The sequence below is a fragment of the Pseudomonas sp. SDO55104_S430 genome (genome assembly GCF_054070595.1).
Genome location: NZ_JBSVXG010000011.1, coordinates 1 through 15,435 on the forward strand (window position 1 = coordinate 1; position 15,435 = coordinate 15,435).

Consider the following 15,435-nt stretch of genomic DNA (forward strand, 5'->3'; position numbering starts at 1 on the left):
GTCGGTGGGTGTACGCAAAATTTTCGACAACTGAAAATCACTGTGGGAGCGGGCTTGCTCGCGAAGGCGGTGTATCAGTCAATGAATTCTCAAGCTGACACACCGTATTCGCGAGCAAGCCCGCTCCCACAAGGTCGGTGGGTGTACGCGAAATTTTCGACAACTGAAAAAATCACTGTGGGAGCGGGCTTGCCCGCGATGGAGGTCGGGACACCGTGGGCCGTCAGGATGCCAGCGTTATCGTTGGCGACCATCGCGAGCGTGCTCGCTCCTACAGGGATTGCGTTGCGCCTTAGATGCGGAACTGGCCCACCAGCCCGCCCAGGCGCTGGCCCAGGTCGGCCAGGCTGCGGGAGGTTTGGGCGCCTTGTTGGGTTTCGTCGGCGACGTTGTCCACGGCGACGGCGATCTGGTGCACGCTGCGGTTGATCTCTTCGGCCACGGCGGTCTGTTCTTCGGCGGCGCTGGCGATCTGGGCGTTCATCGAGTTGATGGTGGCGATCAGCTGCGCCATGGTGTCCAGAGACGCGCCGGCTTCGTTGGCCTGGGCCGAGGTGCCGTCGCCAGCTTCGCTGGAGCGGCGCATGGCTTCGACCGCCGACTGGGTGCCGGCCTGCAGGCGGTCGATCATGCCCTGGATTTCCTGGGTGCTGATCTGCGTGCGGCTGGCCAGCGCCCGCACTTCATCGGCCACCACCGCGAATCCGCGACCGGCTTCACCAGCACGAGCCGCTTCGATCGCGGCATTGAGCGCCAGCAGGTTGGTCTGTTCGGCAATCGAACGGATGACCCCAAGCACACTGACAATCGACGACACGTCCTTTTGCAGGCTGTCGAGGGACACGCCGCTGCTGCGAATGTCATCCACCAGCGCATGAATCTTCACGATGCTGCCAGCCACCACGCGTTTGGCGGCCTGACCTTCTTCATCGGTCTGCTGCGCCGCAACCGCAGCGTTCTGTGCACTCTTGGCCACTTCCTGGGCGGCGGCGGACATTTCGTTGATCGCCGTCGCGACCTGATCGGTCTCGTGACGCTGACGCTCCATGGCCTGGTCCGAACGCTGGGCCTGGTCGGACACCTGATGCACCAGAGCAGTCAGTTGGCTGGTCATTTCGGTGATCTGGCGGACAAGTCCATGGATCTTGTCGACAAAACGGTTGAAGGAGCCGGCCAGCTCGCCCAGCTCGTCGTGGCTGGTGATGCTCAGACGACGGGTCAGGTCGCCTTCGCCCGCCGCGATGTCATCGAGGTTGGCTTTCATCAGGTTCAGCGGACGCAGGATGGTGTTGGCCAGCAGCATCCCGGCCGCGGCGATCAGCAACAGCACCACCACGGCCACGCCGACGATGCTCAGCACCACGCCCTGCATGCGCTCCTGCACCTTGGCTTCGACCACGGCGACTTGCGCCTCGATGCCGTCGAGGTTGACCGAGGTACCGACCGCCATGTCCCACTTGGCCAGGTATTCGGTGTAACCGAGCTTGGGCACCAGCACTTGGCTGTTACCCGGCAGCGGCGAGCTGTATTGCAGGTAGTGGGTGCCGTCCTTGGCGACCTTCACCAGGTCGCGGTTGACGTAGACGCCGTTGGGATCGCGGTTGTCCTTGAAGCTCTGGCCCACGCCTTCGGGGCTGTTGGCCTTGAACAGGCGCACGGTGTTGGAGTCGTAACCGAAGAAGTAGCCTTCCTTGCCGTAGGCGATGTTCGACAGCAGCTTGATGGCCTGGGCCCGTGCCGCGTCATCGCCGGGGGCGGCGGCGTCGTACAGGGGCTTGATGGTGGTCATGGCCACGGCGACGTAACTTTGCAGGGTGGCCTTGGCGTCAGTGAGCAGCCGTTCGCGAGTTTCCTCGACCTCGTTTCGAGCCTGGCCTTGCAGGATGAACAGCGTGGTCAGGCTGATGACCAGCGCAAAGAGCAGCACCGGGAGGACGGCAAGGGACAGGACTTTGGCCTTCAGGCTCATGCGCATGGCGTTCACTCTTTTGGTTTTATTGGCGTGGGTAAAGGCTTTAACGGCACGCGAAACCAAAAGTTGAATAAGGCCTGACATTGGGAAAACTGTGGGAGCGGGCTTGCCCGCGATGGCGGTGCGTCAGGCGGCATAAGTGTTGACTGGCACACCGTCATCGCTGGCAAGCCAGCTCCCACAGGTTCTGTGGTGTGCACAAAACCTGTGGGCAACCCGAATCAGCCGGATTACAGGACCATCGCCGCCAACCACCCGAACGCCAGCAACGGCAAGTTGTAATGCAGAAACGTCGGCACCACGGTGTCCCAGATATGGTGATGCTGCCCGTCGATGTTCAGGCCCGAGGTCGGGCCCAGTGTCGAGTCCGAGGCCGGCGAGCCCGCATCACCCAGGGCGCCGGCGGTGCCGACGATGCACACGATGGCGATCGGGCTGAAGCCCAGCTGCACGCACAGCGGCACGAAAATCACCGCGAGGATCGGCACCGTGGAAAACGACGAGCCGATGCCCATGGTCACCAGCAGTCCCACCAGCAACATCAGCAGCGCGCCGATGGCCTTGCTGTGGCCGATCCACGACGCCGAGGCTTCCACCAGCGTCTGCACCTCGCCGGTGGCCTTGATTACTTCACCGAAGCCGGAGGCGGCGATCATGATGAAGCCGATCATCGCCATCATCTTCATGCCTTCGGTGAACAGGTCGTCGGTGTCGCGCCATTTGACAATGCCCGACAGGGAGAAGATCAGGAAGCCGGCCAGCGCGCCGATGATCATCGAGTCCAGCAGCAGTTGCACGATGAACGCCGCGGCGATGGCCAGCAGCGCCACCATCAGGCTCAACGGGTTGTATTGCACCGCCACCTGTTCGACCTGCTCGATCTTCGCCAAGTCGTACACGCGTTTTTTGCGGTAGCTGATGAACGCCACCCCAAGCCCGACCAGCATGCCCAGCGCCGGAATGCCCATGGCGTGGGTGACGTTGATGCCGGCGACGTCCACGCCGCTGCGGGCCACGTTGGCCAGCAGGATTTCATTGAGGAAGATGTTGCCGAAGCCCACCGGCAGGAACATGTAGGGGGTGATCAGGCCGAAGGTGATGACGCAGGCGATCAGCCGACGGTCCAGTTGCAGTTTGGTCAGCACGTATAAAAGCGGCGGCACCAGCAACGGAATAAAGGCGATATGTATCGGCAGAATGTTCTGCGAGGCGATGGCCACCACCCACAGCAGGCCGATCAGCAGCCATTTGACCTGACCGCCGCCGGTGGCGTGCTGGCGATCGACCAGCGCCAGCGCCTTGTCGGCCAGGGCGTGGGCCAGGCCAGACTTGGCGATGGCCACGGCGAACGCGCCGAGCAAGGCATAGGACAACGCCACCGTCGCCCCGCCGCCAAGCCCGCTGTTGAAGGCCTTGAGCGTCGCCTCGATGCCCAGCCCCCCGGTCAACCCGCCCACCAGCGCGCCAACGATCAACGCGATGACCACGTGCACGCGCGACAGGCTGAGAACCAGCATGATGCCGACCGCGGCAATCACTGCATTCATTTCATTACCTCAAGACAAACGAAAAGACTCCGTCCGGCAGTCTGCGATGAGCCGCCAGCGGATTTGGAGATGGGTTTTATTAGAGGGCGCGCACTTTGCCGTATGGTCGCGCCCGTGTCAAAGCGCAGGGTGCGTGCGGATGTAACGACATGTGATCCCCCTGTGGCGACGCGGACTCCTGTGGCGAGGGGGCTTGCCCCCGTTCGGCTGCGCAGCAGTCGCAAAACCTGTGGATGCGGTTTGCCTGGAAGAATGCAGGGGGCCGCTTCGCGACCCAACGGGGGCAAGCCCCCTCGCCACAGGCAAGCCCCTCACCACAGTAGATATTCTTCGCCAATGAAAACGTATTCCAACGCCCGATAGACGGAATAAAGAAAGCCAAAATCCTGCCGCTAACCTGCAAAGTCTCAGATATTTATCGAATAAGGACGTCTCCATGTCGCTCAGACAACTTTCCATCCAATGGAAAATCACCCTGCTGGCCGGGCTTTGCCTGGCGGGGGTCGTGACCTTGCTGGTCGGGCTTTCGCTTTATCGCATGGAGCACAGCTCCCAGCTGGTGAAAGCCTCGAGCATGGAGATGCTGAACGAAGCAGCGCAGGCGCGGATCGAGTCCCAGGGCGAGAACCAGGCGCTGAACATTCGCCAGCAGTTCATGGATGCCTATCAGTACGGCCACGGCTTTTCGCGGCAGGTGCTGTTCCTGCGCGATCAGGCCGAGAAGCGCTTTCTCGATGCCTTCGACTTGCGTGAGGACCTGACGCGCCAGGTCAAATCCGCGCTGCAAGCCAACCCGGACCTGCTCGGCCTGTCCCTGGTGTTCGAGCCCAACGCACTGGACGGCAAGGACGAACTGTTCGCCGATCAGGGCGAGATCGGCAGCAATGAAAAGGGCCGTTTCGCCCTGTACTGGTCGCAACCGACCCCGGGCAAGCTGACGTCCATGCCGCTGCCGGAAAAGGACATCGCCGACACCAGCACCGGCCCCGGCGGCGAGGCGGCCAACGCCTGGTTCACCTGCCCGCGCGCGACCCTCAAACCCTGCGTGATCGAGCCGTACTTCTATGTGATCGACGGCCAGAACGTGCTGATGACCAGCATCGTTTTCCCGCTGATGCTCAACGGCAAGGTCATCGCGTCGCTGTCGGTGGACATCAACCTCAACAGCCTGCAGGCCCTCAGCCAGAGCGCGAGCAAGAAGCTCTACGACGGCCAGACCAGCGTCAGCATCGTCAGCCCCGCCGGCCTGCTCGCCGGCTACAGTCCGGACGTCGGCAAACTCAGCCAGCGTCTGGAAGCAGTGGATCCGCGCAACGGCGGCGAACTGATGCGCATGCTCGCCAGCATCAGCCAGACCACCAGCCTGCACAGCGAGGAAAAGCTCAAGGTGCTGGCGCCGTTCCAGCCGATTCCGGGTGGCAAGACCTGGGGCGTGTTGCTCGATGTGCCGGAGAAAGTCCTGGTCGGCCCCGCCGAAGCGCTGAAAAAACAGCTGGATGACAGCAACACCGCCGGGACCCTGACCGAACTCGGCCTGGGCGTGCTGGCCGCGTTGATCGGCCTGCTGCTGGTGTGGTTGATGGCCCGCAGCGTGACCAAGCCGATCCTCGGCGTGGCGCACATGCTCGAAGACATCGCCAGCGGCGAAGGCGACCTGACCCGGCGCCTGGCCTACGACAAGAAGGACGAATTGGGCCAACTGGCCGGCTGGTTCAACCGATTCCTCGACAAGTTGCAGCCGATCATCGCCGAGGTGAAGCGTTCGGTGCAGGACGCCCGTGGCACCGCCGATCAGTCCTCGGCCATCGCCACCCAGACCAGCGCCGGCATGGAGCAGCAGTACCGTCAGGTGGATCAGGTGGCGACCGCGTCCCACGAAATGAGCGCCACCGCTCAGGATGTGGCCCGCAGCGCGGCGCAAGCGGCCCAGGCTGCGCGGGATGCCGATCAGGCGACCCGTCAGGGCCTGACCGTGATCGACCGCACCACCGCGAGCATCGATCATCTGGCCGCCGACATGAGCGCGGCGATGGCTCAGGTCGAAGGCCTGGCCGCCAACAGCGAGAAGATCGGTTCGGTGCTGGAAGTGATCCGCGCCATTGCCGAGCAGACCAACCTGCTGGCGCTCAACGCAGCGATCGAAGCGGCCCGTGCCGGTGAGGCCGGGCGCGGTTTTGCGGTGGTGGCCGATGAAGTGCGCAACCTGGCCCAGCGCACTCAGCAGTCGGTGGAGGAAACCCGTCTGGTGATCGAGCAGTTGCAGAATGGCACTCAGGAAGTGGTGGGCTCGATGGGCAACAGCCATCGTCAGGCCCAGGGCAGTGTCGAGCAGGTCAGCCAGGCGGTAACCGCGCTGCGGCAGATCGGCGAGGCGGTGACGGTGATCAGCGACATGAACCTGCAGATCGCCAGCGCCGCCGAGGAACAGAGCGCGGTGGCCGAGGAGATCAACAACAATGTGGCGACCATTCGCGACGTGACCGAATCGCTGTCGGGCCAGGCCAATGAAACCGCACGGGTGAGCCAGACCCTCAATTGCCTGGCCAACCATCAGCAGAGCCTGATGGATCAGTTCCGCGTCTGATCACAGCCCCCTGTAGGAGCGAGCACGCTCGCGATGGTCGTCAACGATAACGCTGGGTGCCTGACACCCAGCGGTGTCTGGGCCTCCATCGCGAGCATGCTCGCTCCTACAGGTCCCCATCCAGTCAGCGGAATGATGGCGAGTGGATATCTGCGCAATCACGATTATGCTTCTAGGGACCTTGCAGCAATGCGAGGCCGTCAGTTCGTGTCCACGTTTCGCGCAGTCCCCAGGGCCAGGGTGCGGCAACAATTGAGAGGTGCTCCGGCCGAAAACAAGAAAGAACGGAGAAATCTCATGGCGACAATCAGCGGCACCACCATGGGCAGTGAGCCCAAGCACGGGGTCACCCGGGAGGAGCGAAAGGTCATTTTCGCGTCATCTTTGGGCACTGTGTTCGAATGGTACGACTTCTATCTGTACGGCTCTCTGGCTGCGATCATCGCCAAGCATTTCTTTGCCGGCGTCAATGAAACCACCGCCTTCATCTTCGCCCTGCTCGCCTTTGCCGCAGGCTTTGCCGTGCGGCCGTTCGGCGCCATCGTGTTCGGCCGCCTGGGCGACATGATCGGGCGCAAGCACACCTTCCTCATCACCATCGTGATCATGGGCGTGTCGACGGCAATCGTGGGTTTCCTGCCCGGGTACGCGACCATTGGCGTCGCGGCGCCGATCATCCTGATCACCCTGCGTCTGCTGCAAGGTCTGGCGCTGGGCGGTGAGTATGGCGGTGCGGCGACCTACGTGGCCGAACACGCGCCGAAGGGTAAACGCGGTTATTTCACCTCGTGGATTCAGACCACCGCGACCCTCGGCCTGTTCATGTCGCTACTGGTGATTCTCGCCTGTCGTACCATTCTGGGCACCGAGGCCTTCGAAGCGTGGGGCTGGCGGATTCCGTTCCTGCTGTCGATCCTGCTGCTGGCGATCTCGGTCTACATTCGTCTGCAACTGAACGAGTCGCCGGTGTTCATGAAAATGAAGGCCGAAGGCAAGGCGTCGAAGGCGCCGCTGACCGAATCCTTCGCCCGCTGGGAAAACCTGAAAATCGTCATCATGGCGCTGCTCGGCGGCACCGCGGGCCAGGCGGTGGTCTGGTACACCGGGCAGTTCTACGCGCTGTTCTTCCTGTTGCAGACCCTGAAGATCGACGCCCAGACCGCCAACCTGCTGATCGCTGGCTCGCTGATAATCGGCACGCCGTTTTTCGTGATCTTCGGCAGCCTGTCCGACCGCATAGGCCGCAAGGGCATCATCATGGCCGGCTGCATTCTGGCGGCGCTCACCTACTTCCCGATCTTCCATGCGCTGACCCAGTACGGGAACCCCGACGTGTTCATCGCTCAGGAGAAGAACCCGGTCACGGTGATTGCCGATCCCGACCAGTGTTCGTTCCAGTTCGACCCGGTGGGCAAGGCCAAATTCACCAGCTCCTGCGATCTGGCCAAGACCCTGTTGGCCAAGCGGGCCATCCCTTATGAGAACGTGAAGGCCGAGCCCGGGACTGTGGCGCAGGTGCGGATCGGCGATCGGGTGGTCGAGAGCTTCGAGGGCACCGGCATGCCGGCCGCCGACTTCAAGACCCGCAACGATGCCTTCACCGCCTCCCTGGCCACCGGCCTGAAAGAAGCCGGCTACCCCGAGAAGGCCGACCCGGCCAAGACCAACTACCCGATGGTGCTGTTGCTGCTGACGATCCTGGTGATCTACGTGACCATGGTCTACGGCCCGATCGCCGCCTGGCTGGTGGAACTGTTCCCGGCGCGCATCCGCTACACCTCGATGTCCCTGCCCTACCACATCGGCAACGGCTGGTTCGGCGGCTTCCTGCCGACCGTGGCCTTCGCCATGGTCGCGGCCACCGGGGATATCTACTACGGGCTGTGGTATCCGATCGTGATTGCAGTGATGACGGCGGTGCTGGGGATCTTCTTCATGCCGGAAACCAAGGATAGGGATATCAATCACACCTGAGGCCAGAAGGCTGCCCACTCCCTCAAGGAACACCCAATCCTTGTGGGAGCGGGCTTGCCCGCGATGACGGCAGTACATTCAACATCGCGGTGACTGTCAGATCGCAATCGCGGGCAAGCCCGCTCCCACAGGTCATGTGATTACAGGGTCTTTGCGGTTTGCTTCAGATGCGCTTGGGCAGTTCGATCACCACCTTCAACCCACCCCACTCACTCTCGCGCAAACTCAACGCCCCACCCCAGCTATCGACGATATCCCGCACGATCCCCAACCCCAGCCCATGCCCATCGGTCTGTTCATCCAGCCGGGTCCCCCGACTGAGCACCTGATCGCGCCGATCCTCGGGAATCCCCGGTCCATCGTCCTCGACACTCAGCTCAAACCCCTGCTCGCTCTCCACCACACTCAACCGCACTTCGGCATCCGCCCACTTGCAGGCGTTGTCCAGCAGGTTGCCGAGCAACTCCAGCAGGTCCTCGCGATCCCAGGGCAATTGCAGGCCCGGCGGGCAGCGGTAGCTCAGGTCCAGGTGCTCGCCATGGATCATGTTCAGGGTCGCCAGCAGGCCCGGCAGTTCGGCATCGCAGTCGAACAGCGCCCCCGGCAGCGCATCGCCTGACAAGCGCGCACGGTTGAGTTCGCGATTGAGGCGCTGCTGTACTTGCTCAAGCTGAGTTTTGAGGATCTTGCGCAGTTGCGGATGCCCGTCGAGCTGTTCGCTGGAAGCCAGGCTCAACAGCACCGCCAACGGGGTTTTCAGGGCGTGACCGAGGTTACCCAAAGCATTGCGCGAGCGCTTGAGACTGTCTTCGGTGTGGGCCAGCAAATGGTTGATCTGCGCCACCAGCGGCTCCAGCTCCACCGGCACCTGATCATCGAGTTGCGAGCGCTGCCCTTGCTGGAGCTGGGCGATCTGCTCCCGAGCCTTTTCCAGCGGACGCAAGGCGCGGCGCACGGTGAGTCGCTGCAACAGCAGGATCAGCAGCAGGCCCGCCAGCCCCAACCCGATGCCAATCTGGCGCATACGCCGAAAGCTTTCGCTGACGGGGGTGTAGTCCTGGGCGACGCTGATGGAAATCGACTGGCCCAGGCGCCGGTAATCGGAACGCAGCACCAGCAGTTGCTGGCCTTCCGGGCCCAGTTGCAGGTTGCTGTGCAACCCCGGCCGCTCCAGTCGCGGCAACTCCTGGTCCCACAGCGAGCGGGAGCGCCAGTGGCTGTCGGCGAAATCGATGCGGAAGTAGTGACCGGAAAACGGTCGCTGATAGGCCGGCGACAGCAGGCGCTCATCCAGTTGCAGACCCTCGGGGCCGCGCACCAGCGCCACCAGCAGGTTCTCGCTGTCGTTGCGCAGGCCGGATTCGAGGTAGCGTTGCAGGCCCATTTCGAACAGCCACAGGCTGGTCTGCGCCAGGATCAGGCCGACCACCACCATCACGCTGATCAGGCCCAGGCTCAAGCGGCGCTGGATCGACCTCACCGGGCTTGCCCGCCGAACAGATAACCCTGGCCGCGTCGGGTCTCGATCACGCTGCGCCCCAGCTTGCGCCGCAGGTGATTGACGTGGACTTCCAGCACGTTGGAATCGCGCTCAGTCTCACCGTCGTAAAGGTGTTCGGCGAGGTGCGTTTTCGACAGGATCTGCTCGGGGTGGAGCATGAAATAGCGCAGCAGTCGGAATTCGGCGGCGGTCAGCTGGATCTCTGCGCCGTCGCGGATCACGCACTGGCGGCCTTCATCCAGATGCAGGCCGGCCGCCTGGAGCGTGGGCTGGTTGACCTGGCCGTGGGCGCGACGCAACAACCCCTGGATGCGCAGATGCAATTCTTCGGGATGAAACGGCTTGGCCAGGTAATCGTCGGCGCCGGCCTTGAGGCCTTCGATGCGCTCGGCCCAGGAGTCGCGAGCGGTGAGGATCAATACAGGCGTCGTCAGCCCGCCCGCGCGCCACTGGGCCAGCACTTCGAGCCCCGGCAGGCCGGGCAGGCCCAGGTCGAGAATGATCAGGTCGTAGGGCTCGCTGCTGCCCTGATACACCGCGTCGCGACCGTCAGCCAGCCAGTCCACGGCGTAGCCTTGGCGATTGAGGCCCGCCAGCAATTCATCGGCCAGAGGCACATGGTCTTCCACCAGGAGCAAACGCATCGGTCAATCTTCCTTGTCTTTGAGCAGCCGGCCGGTGGCGGCTTCGACATCAATCTCGCGGACCACGCCTTCGGTGGTCAGCAGTTCGACTTCATAAATGTAGACGTGGTGTTTCTCTTCGAGCTCGACTTCCAGCAGCTTGGCCCCCGGATAGCGCTCCAGCGCCTGATGCAGCACCTGCTCAAGCGGCAGGATCACACCCTGCTGGCGAAGGCGCAGGGCCTCGTCCTGATCGAGATCGCGGGCCATCGCCACCGAGCAAACCGCCAGAAGCACAAGCGCCAGCCGAGTGCTGGCGCGTCGATGAGAAACAGAAAGCAGCGTCATTACGAAACCTGATGATCCTTGAGAACCTGGCCGGGGACGGCGTCTAATGAGGTGTTGCTTGCAAGGCAGCTTAGCAATGAGAACTTAATTGAAACTGAATTGCCATCATTGAACACCGTTGCGCAATACCTGTTGGAGCAGGACCTGTGGGAGCGGGCTTGCCCGCGATGACGGCGGCACATCCAACATCAATGTGACTGTCAGATCGAATCGCGGGCAAGCCCGCTCCCACAAGGTCAGTGCTGCCTCACAAGATGTTTATAATTGCGCGCTTGCCAGACATTGAGACCGGTATGACCGCCATCCACATCAAATTCCCCTCCCTGACCCTCAAGGCCGGCCCCCGCGCCTTTGCGCGCATTCGGGACAACGGCCTCAACGCCGCCGATGTCGGAACCCTACCCGGTGCCGCCGGTGGGCCGAAGGCGCTGGGGATTCAGGGGCTGGACCTGGCGTTGTTCGGCGACTGGCTGCCGGCGGCGCCGCGGGAGCGCTCGCTGATCGGCGCCTCGGTGGGTTCCTGGCGCTTCGCCAGCGCGTGCCTGCCGGATGCCGCCGAGGGCATTCGCCGGCTCGGGCACTTGTACACCGAGCAGAACTTCAACAAGGGCGTGACCATGGCACAGATCAGCCAGAGCTCGCGGCGCATGCTCGATGACCTGCTCGATGGCCGCGACGCCGCCCTGCTCGGCAACGCCCATTACCGCCTGAACATCATGGTGGTCAAAAGCCACGGCCTGCTCGCCGACGATCATCGCGGCCGTCTGGGGCTGGGCCTGTCGTCGGTGATCGCCGACAACCTGCGCGGTCGTGCGCGGCTGTCGCGGCACTTCGAGCGGCTGATCATCCACGATCCGCGCCTGGCGCCGCCGGTCGATACGCTCAATGACTTCCCGTCGCGCTTCGTCGCCCTCGATACCGGCAACCTGCGCCAGGCCCTGCTGGCCTCCGGCTCGATCCCCATGGTAATGGAAGGCGTGCGCGACCTGCCGGGTGCCGGCGCCGGCACCTTCCGCGACGGCGGCCTGCTGGACTATCACCTCGACCTGCCCTACAGCGGCGACGACATCGTGCTCTACCCGCACTTCACCGACCGTGTGATCCCGGGCTGGTTCGACAAGACCCTGCCATGGCGCCGCGCGTGCCCCGCGCGTTTGCAGAATGTGTTGCTGCTGGCGCCGTCGAAGGAATACCTGGCGCGCCTGCCCTACGGCAAACTGCCAGACCGCAACGACTTCAAGCGCTTCATGGGGGATGCTCCGAGTCGGCAGAAATACTGGCGCGCGGCGATGGATGAAAGCCGCCGGATGGGGGATGAGTTTCTGGATCTGGCCGCCAACGGTCGCTTGGGTGAGCGCTTGCTGACCCTTTAGTCAGGACAAGCTGTTAAACTCGCCGCCAGTCCCCATTGCCCCGGCGTCGCCCCGTCGATCGCCACCTCAACAGAGCTGAAAACACCTGTGGAAATCTTCAAGAATTCCACGGTTGGCTCCCGCCAAAAACCGCCCCGCCTCACAAACCGATTTAACCCCCTGCAAATATTGAATGGCGAGTATCACCGAGTACCGCGCAATCCCTTCCCAATGTAAAACAGTTAGTACATCATCCAGTACATTTGAAAGTAAGCATGGGAGCAATGTACTAGTGGCACTCACGGATACGGCAGCCAAGCAGGCCAAGCCAAAGGAAAAGGCATACACCCTCCCGGACGCCCTTGGCCTTTCACTTTACGTGGCGGCGAGCGGCGTGAAGAGCTGGCACTTTCGATATACCTGGCTTGGGAAGCAGGCCCGCATCTCGCTTGGGACATACCCGGAGAGTGGACTGAAGGAAGCGCGCGCACGCAGAGACGAGGCACGAGAGGACATCGCCAACGGGGTGGACCCGCGCGATTCGAGAAGGGACAAGAAGGCCGAGATGATTGCGGCCGGGGGCCAGACCTTCCGTCGTATCTATGACGAATGGCTGGCTTTCAGGAAGGGCACGCTTTCCCCTGGCAGTTACCGGGTGATCAGCAATGCGATGGAGCTGGATGTGTTGCCCGTGCTGGGCGACCGGCAGATTGACGCCATCAAGCGAGCTGACGTCATTGCCTTGATTCGTCGTGTTGAGAAGCGCGGATCGGTGGCGACAGCGGTGAAAGTCCGGCAGCGCATGAGCCAGGTCTTCAGCTATGCCATCGCCATCGGGGTCATTGAGGTGAACCCGACTGCCGAGATGCACGCCGTTACCGAGAAGATGGGCCAGCACAGGCCGCATCCGTTCCTGCCTTTCAGCGAGATGCCCAAGACCATGGCCGCGATCAATGGCTGTGCGTCAGGCCATCAGATGAAGTCCGCGCTGATGCTGATGATCTACACCGCCTCTCGACCCGGGGAAGTCAGGCATGCGGAATGGTCGGAAATCGACCTCGATGCCGCGATCTGGACCACGCCGGCGGCGAAGATGAAGATGCGCCGAGATCACTCAGTCCCTTTATCGACCCAGGCCGTCGCCATCCTGAAGAGCATGTTGCCGATCACGGGCGACAAGCGCTACGTGTTCATCAACCGCAACAACCCTATGGTGCCGATCGGGACCAACTACGCCAACAACGTCATGGACGCCTGCGGCCTCACCGGCAAACAGTCGCCGCACGGGTTCCGGCATCTGTTCTCCACCGAAATGAACGGCCGCGGCTATAACCGCGACTGGATCGAGCGTCAGCTCGCCCACGCAGACGCCAGCTTCATCCGAGACGTGTACAACCACGCCGCCTACTTGGAGCAGCGCCGGGATATGATGCAAGAGTGGGCGGACATCATCACTACCACCCAAGAAGGGCTATAGCGCCCTTCCCTTCTCCGGCGTTCTGCCGACATTCAACAATCCCTGCACCACCACGACTGCGCGTACAGCACGCCGTCGATTTCCTCCAGGCCGCTGATCGTGAAAGCGTTGGTGGCCATGCCCGAGATCCTGGCATCCAGGAGCGGCAGGAGGGGCACCTTGTTCAAAGGCATTCCCTGCGGCCGCATGACCGCGATATCGCTGGTCCTGTTCAGCGCCTGGCACATCTCATTGTTGATGTTGATGTCGCCCCTGATCGGAGTAGAGCCGCGAATGTCCTTCCATGGGCGCGCGACACCCTTCTCTCTCATGACGGTAATGAAGAAGTACATGGCCTGCTCGATACTGGATAAATGAACAGTATCATTGCACACCCGTCGCGATTCAATGAAGCCCTGACGACTGGACCAGTCCATCGTAGGCCTGCTCGCAGGTCAGGCCCCGGGCTCTGGCTTGGTCAGCAACTTCAGCCAGGTCGCCCGCTCGCTGGTCAGCGCGCTTGAGCACGTCGGCAAGCACAGCGGCGGCGCGGGCAGCTGCCTTGCTTGCGGCGGCAGTGCAGGAATTACCGCTGGCTTCACTGGCTGCGAGTCGAGCGGCAAGGTCGTCGGCTGCTCCGCGCAGGCTGACAGCAGCAGTGCGAGCAGTGGCAGCATCAGCAACTGCCTGGTCGATGATCTGTTGCCCATCCTGTACCGCCTTGTTGATTGATTGTTGGTAGGCCTGCTCCCGTGCCCGGGCGGCGGCCTCGTTTTCAGCCTTGGCGACCTTGTCGCGGGTATCGCGTGCGTTCCATTGGGCCTGCCATGTCGCGTTTGTGGTACTCACGCCATGGTGATAGGCGCCGAACAGCGCAGCGGCCACCAGGGCGACCGCTGCTATATAAGGAAGGATTCGCAGGATGATGGCGTTCATTTAAAGCACCTTCAGGGCGGTCTTATAGAAGTTAAGGCGCTCTGCAAGGCCATTTAATCCGCCGTTGATGCGCCGGGTGATCAACTCGAAGTCCCCGGCATCAGCGGGCACGTTCAGGTTGCGCGAGTTCCAGAACCACGCCGCCGACTTGCATGCCCACTCGGCCTGCTCGAGCAACTCAGGGGTGCGCAGCAGGCGGTCATCGCCGAACAGGGCCTTGCTGCATGCCAGATAGTTGTCGTGGCCTGTGACCTGGATCAGGCCGCGCCCGCGGTACTTCTGTCCGTCGCCGTCAGCCTCTGGCGTATTGCCCAGGCGCTTGGCCAGCGGGCCGGTGTCGTATTTGCTCAGGTATTGGTCGCCACCGAGCTCCTTCACATACCGGAACTGGCCAGACTCATGCCCGACCTGGGCGATGAAGGCCGCCATCCGCAGCCGGGTGTTGATCTGGAACCGATCCATGGCCAGGTTCAGCGCAGATGCAAAAACGCCGGCTTGCTTGCCGGCGTTCGGGAGGATCTGCAGCAACTGCTGCGCGGTGATGGGCATGTCAGATCGCCTTCCACGGATTGAGTTTGGTGGTCATGCCTTTGGGTTCTTCGGTCGTGCCGGCATGGCTGGGCTTGACCTTGTAGCCGAGACGGACCACAAAGGCCCGGGTGTCGCTCCACTGATGCACCCAGTAGAAGCCATACCAGTGCTTGCCCTCGTTCTCGACAATGACGAATTGCCAACCACCCAGCCCCGGGCTGTCCTCGACCGTGTAATCGCCGCGGTAAGTGATCGTGCTGCCAGCCACGGGCGCCTGCCACAGTTTGACGAAGCGCATGTTGTTGGCCGGGTTGCGAATCGCCGCCCACCACCACATCGCCAGAAACGAATCGACCGGCCAGCCGAACGGCGTATTGGCCGCCCACCAGCCGCGCTTGTCTCCCAGAAGGCCGTCGTAGTCGTTGCCGAACAGCCATGCCCAGCGCGGCAGGTTGACGATCGCACGGCCGTCGCTGCCGCTGATGCCGGGCACGCGGAACGGGATCGCCGCAGCCACCACGAACAGCCCAAGAAAATCGAGTATCAGGTTCGACATCAGCAGAAAAACCCACTGAGCGAGCGCCTTGCAGATGTCGAGCATGGTTTTCTCC

Annotated in this window: 12 protein-coding genes and 3 pseudogenes; 5 read left to right on the forward strand and 10 right to left on the reverse strand. The window is 62.6% G+C overall.

Annotated elements, in window-relative coordinates; translation table 11 throughout:
- Window positions 1–292: 292 nt before the first annotated feature.
- The 3 genes and pseudogenes from ACW9JE_RS03575 to ACW9JE_RS03585 form a co-directional block, all read right to left on the reverse strand.
- Window positions 293–1,114 carry a methyl-accepting chemotaxis protein gene (locus tag ACW9JE_RS03575; RefSeq protein ID WP_411961611.1) on the reverse strand — a complete coding sequence of 274 codons (822 nt, stop codon included), beginning with the start codon at window positions 1,112–1,114 and terminating at the stop codon, window positions 293–295.
- Between the two features lie 84 nt (window positions 1,115–1,198).
- Window positions 1,199–2,056 (reverse strand): annotated as a pseudogene (locus tag ACW9JE_RS03580) (cache domain-containing protein); the annotation flags it as partial.
- A gap of 146 nt (window positions 2,057–2,202) precedes the next feature.
- On the reverse strand, window positions 2,203–3,519 hold the full coding sequence (locus ACW9JE_RS03585; RefSeq protein ID WP_457431923.1) for a Na+/H+ antiporter family protein: 1,317 nt from the start codon (window positions 3,517–3,519) through the stop codon (window positions 2,203–2,205).
- Between the two features lie 655 nt (window positions 3,520–4,174).
- Between ACW9JE_RS03585 and ACW9JE_RS03590 the strand changes: the two are divergent.
- The 3 genes and pseudogenes from ACW9JE_RS03590 to ACW9JE_RS03600 form a co-directional block, all read left to right on the forward strand.
- Window positions 4,175–5,245, forward strand: a pseudogene (locus ACW9JE_RS03590) (HAMP domain-containing protein); the annotation flags it as partial.
- A 342-nt stretch (window positions 5,246–5,587) separates the two neighbouring features.
- Window positions 5,588–6,103 (forward strand): annotated as a pseudogene (locus ACW9JE_RS03595) (methyl-accepting chemotaxis protein); the annotation flags it as partial.
- 297 nt (window positions 6,104–6,400) lie between these two features.
- Window positions 6,401–8,077, forward strand: a complete 1,677-nt coding sequence (locus ACW9JE_RS03600) for an MFS transporter (RefSeq protein WP_457431924.1) — start codon at window positions 6,401–6,403, stop codon at window positions 8,075–8,077.
- A 163-nt stretch (window positions 8,078–8,240) separates the two neighbouring features.
- Here ACW9JE_RS03600 and ACW9JE_RS03605 read toward each other — a convergent pair whose 3' ends face one another.
- The 3 genes from ACW9JE_RS03605 to ACW9JE_RS03615 are packed head-to-tail and all read right to left on the reverse strand — an operon-like array spanning window position 8,241 to window position 10,549.
- Window positions 8,241–9,557 (reverse strand): sensor histidine kinase, encoded by a 1,317-nt coding sequence (locus ACW9JE_RS03605; protein ID WP_457431925.1) that lies wholly within the window; start codon window positions 9,555–9,557, stop codon window positions 8,241–8,243.
- Window positions 9,554–10,222 carry a response regulator transcription factor gene (locus ACW9JE_RS03610; RefSeq protein ID WP_175377673.1) on the reverse strand — a complete coding sequence of 223 codons (669 nt, stop codon included), beginning with the start codon at window positions 10,220–10,222 and terminating at the stop codon, window positions 9,554–9,556. Before ACW9JE_RS03610 ends, ACW9JE_RS03605 begins: the two co-directional genes overlap by 4 nt.
- Before the next feature lie 3 nt (window positions 10,223–10,225).
- Window positions 10,226–10,549, reverse strand: a complete 324-nt coding sequence (locus ACW9JE_RS03615; protein ID WP_175377672.1) for a PepSY domain-containing protein — start codon at window positions 10,547–10,549, stop codon at window positions 10,226–10,228.
- A 293-nt stretch (window positions 10,550–10,842) separates the two neighbouring features.
- Here ACW9JE_RS03615 and ACW9JE_RS03620 point away from each other — a divergent pair, with 293 nt between their 5' ends.
- The gene (locus ACW9JE_RS03620; protein WP_457431926.1) at window positions 10,843–11,922 is read left to right on the forward strand and encodes a patatin-like phospholipase family protein; all 1,080 of its coding nucleotides are present in this window, start codon (window positions 10,843–10,845) and stop codon (window positions 11,920–11,922) included.
- Window positions 11,923–12,193: 271 nt separating this feature from the next.
- Window positions 12,194–13,378: a tyrosine-type recombinase/integrase gene (locus tag ACW9JE_RS03625; protein WP_457431927.1), complete on the forward strand. Its 1,185-nt coding sequence runs from the start codon at window positions 12,194–12,196 to the stop codon at window positions 13,376–13,378.
- A 32-nt stretch (window positions 13,379–13,410) separates the two neighbouring features.
- On the opposite strand, the gene ACW9JE_RS03630 is transcribed toward ACW9JE_RS03625, so the two are convergent.
- From ACW9JE_RS03630 to ACW9JE_RS03645, 4 genes are read right to left on the reverse strand one after another with little or no spacing between them, the layout of a single operon-like run.
- Window positions 13,411–13,710, reverse strand: a complete 300-nt coding sequence (locus ACW9JE_RS03630) for a hypothetical protein (RefSeq protein WP_457431928.1) — start codon at window positions 13,708–13,710, stop codon at window positions 13,411–13,413.
- A gap of 52 nt (window positions 13,711–13,762) precedes the next feature.
- The gene (locus ACW9JE_RS03635) at window positions 13,763–14,293 is read right to left on the reverse strand and encodes a DUF2514 family protein (protein WP_457431929.1); all 531 of its coding nucleotides are present in this window, start codon (window positions 14,291–14,293) and stop codon (window positions 13,763–13,765) included.
- Window positions 14,294–14,842: a glycoside hydrolase family 19 protein gene (locus ACW9JE_RS03640; protein ID WP_457431930.1), complete on the reverse strand. Its 549-nt coding sequence runs from the start codon at window positions 14,840–14,842 to the stop codon at window positions 14,294–14,296.
- 1 nt (window position 14,843) lies between these two features.
- A complete protein-coding gene (locus tag ACW9JE_RS03645) occupies window positions 14,844–15,425 on the reverse strand; it encodes a DUF7338 family protein (protein ID WP_457431931.1) in 582 nt (193 codons plus the stop codon).
- Window positions 15,426–15,435 lie beyond the last annotated feature (10 nt).

Coding starts and splice junctions, on each gene's coding strand:
- ACW9JE_RS03645 (WP_457431931.1), bottom strand. CDS start 15,425: ATGCTCGACATCTGCAAGGCGCTCGCTCAGTGGGTTTTTCTGCTGATG.
- ACW9JE_RS03615 (WP_175377672.1), bottom strand. CDS start 10,549: ATGACGCTGCTTTCTGTTTCTCATCGACGCGCCAGCACTCGGCTGGCG.
- ACW9JE_RS03575 (WP_411961611.1), bottom strand. CDS start 1,114: ATGACCAGCCAACTGACTGCTCTGGTGCATCAGGTGTCCGACCAGGCC.
- ACW9JE_RS03640 (WP_457431930.1), bottom strand. CDS start 14,842: ATGCCCATCACCGCGCAGCAGTTGCTGCAGATCCTCCCGAACGCCGGC.
- ACW9JE_RS03620 (WP_457431926.1), top strand. CDS start 10,843: ATGACCGCCATCCACATCAAATTCCCCTCCCTGACCCTCAAGGCCGGC.
- ACW9JE_RS03585 (WP_457431923.1), bottom strand. CDS start 3,519: ATGAATGCAGTGATTGCCGCGGTCGGCATCATGCTGGTTCTCAGCCTG.
- ACW9JE_RS03600 (WP_457431924.1), top strand. CDS start 6,401: ATGGCGACAATCAGCGGCACCACCATGGGCAGTGAGCCCAAGCACGGG.
- ACW9JE_RS03610 (WP_175377673.1), bottom strand. CDS start 10,222: ATGCGTTTGCTCCTGGTGGAAGACCATGTGCCTCTGGCCGATGAATTG.
- ACW9JE_RS03630 (WP_457431928.1), bottom strand. CDS start 13,710: ATGTACTTCTTCATTACCGTCATGAGAGAGAAGGGTGTCGCGCGCCCA.
- ACW9JE_RS03635 (WP_457431929.1), bottom strand. CDS start 14,293: ATGAACGCCATCATCCTGCGAATCCTTCCTTATATAGCAGCGGTCGCC.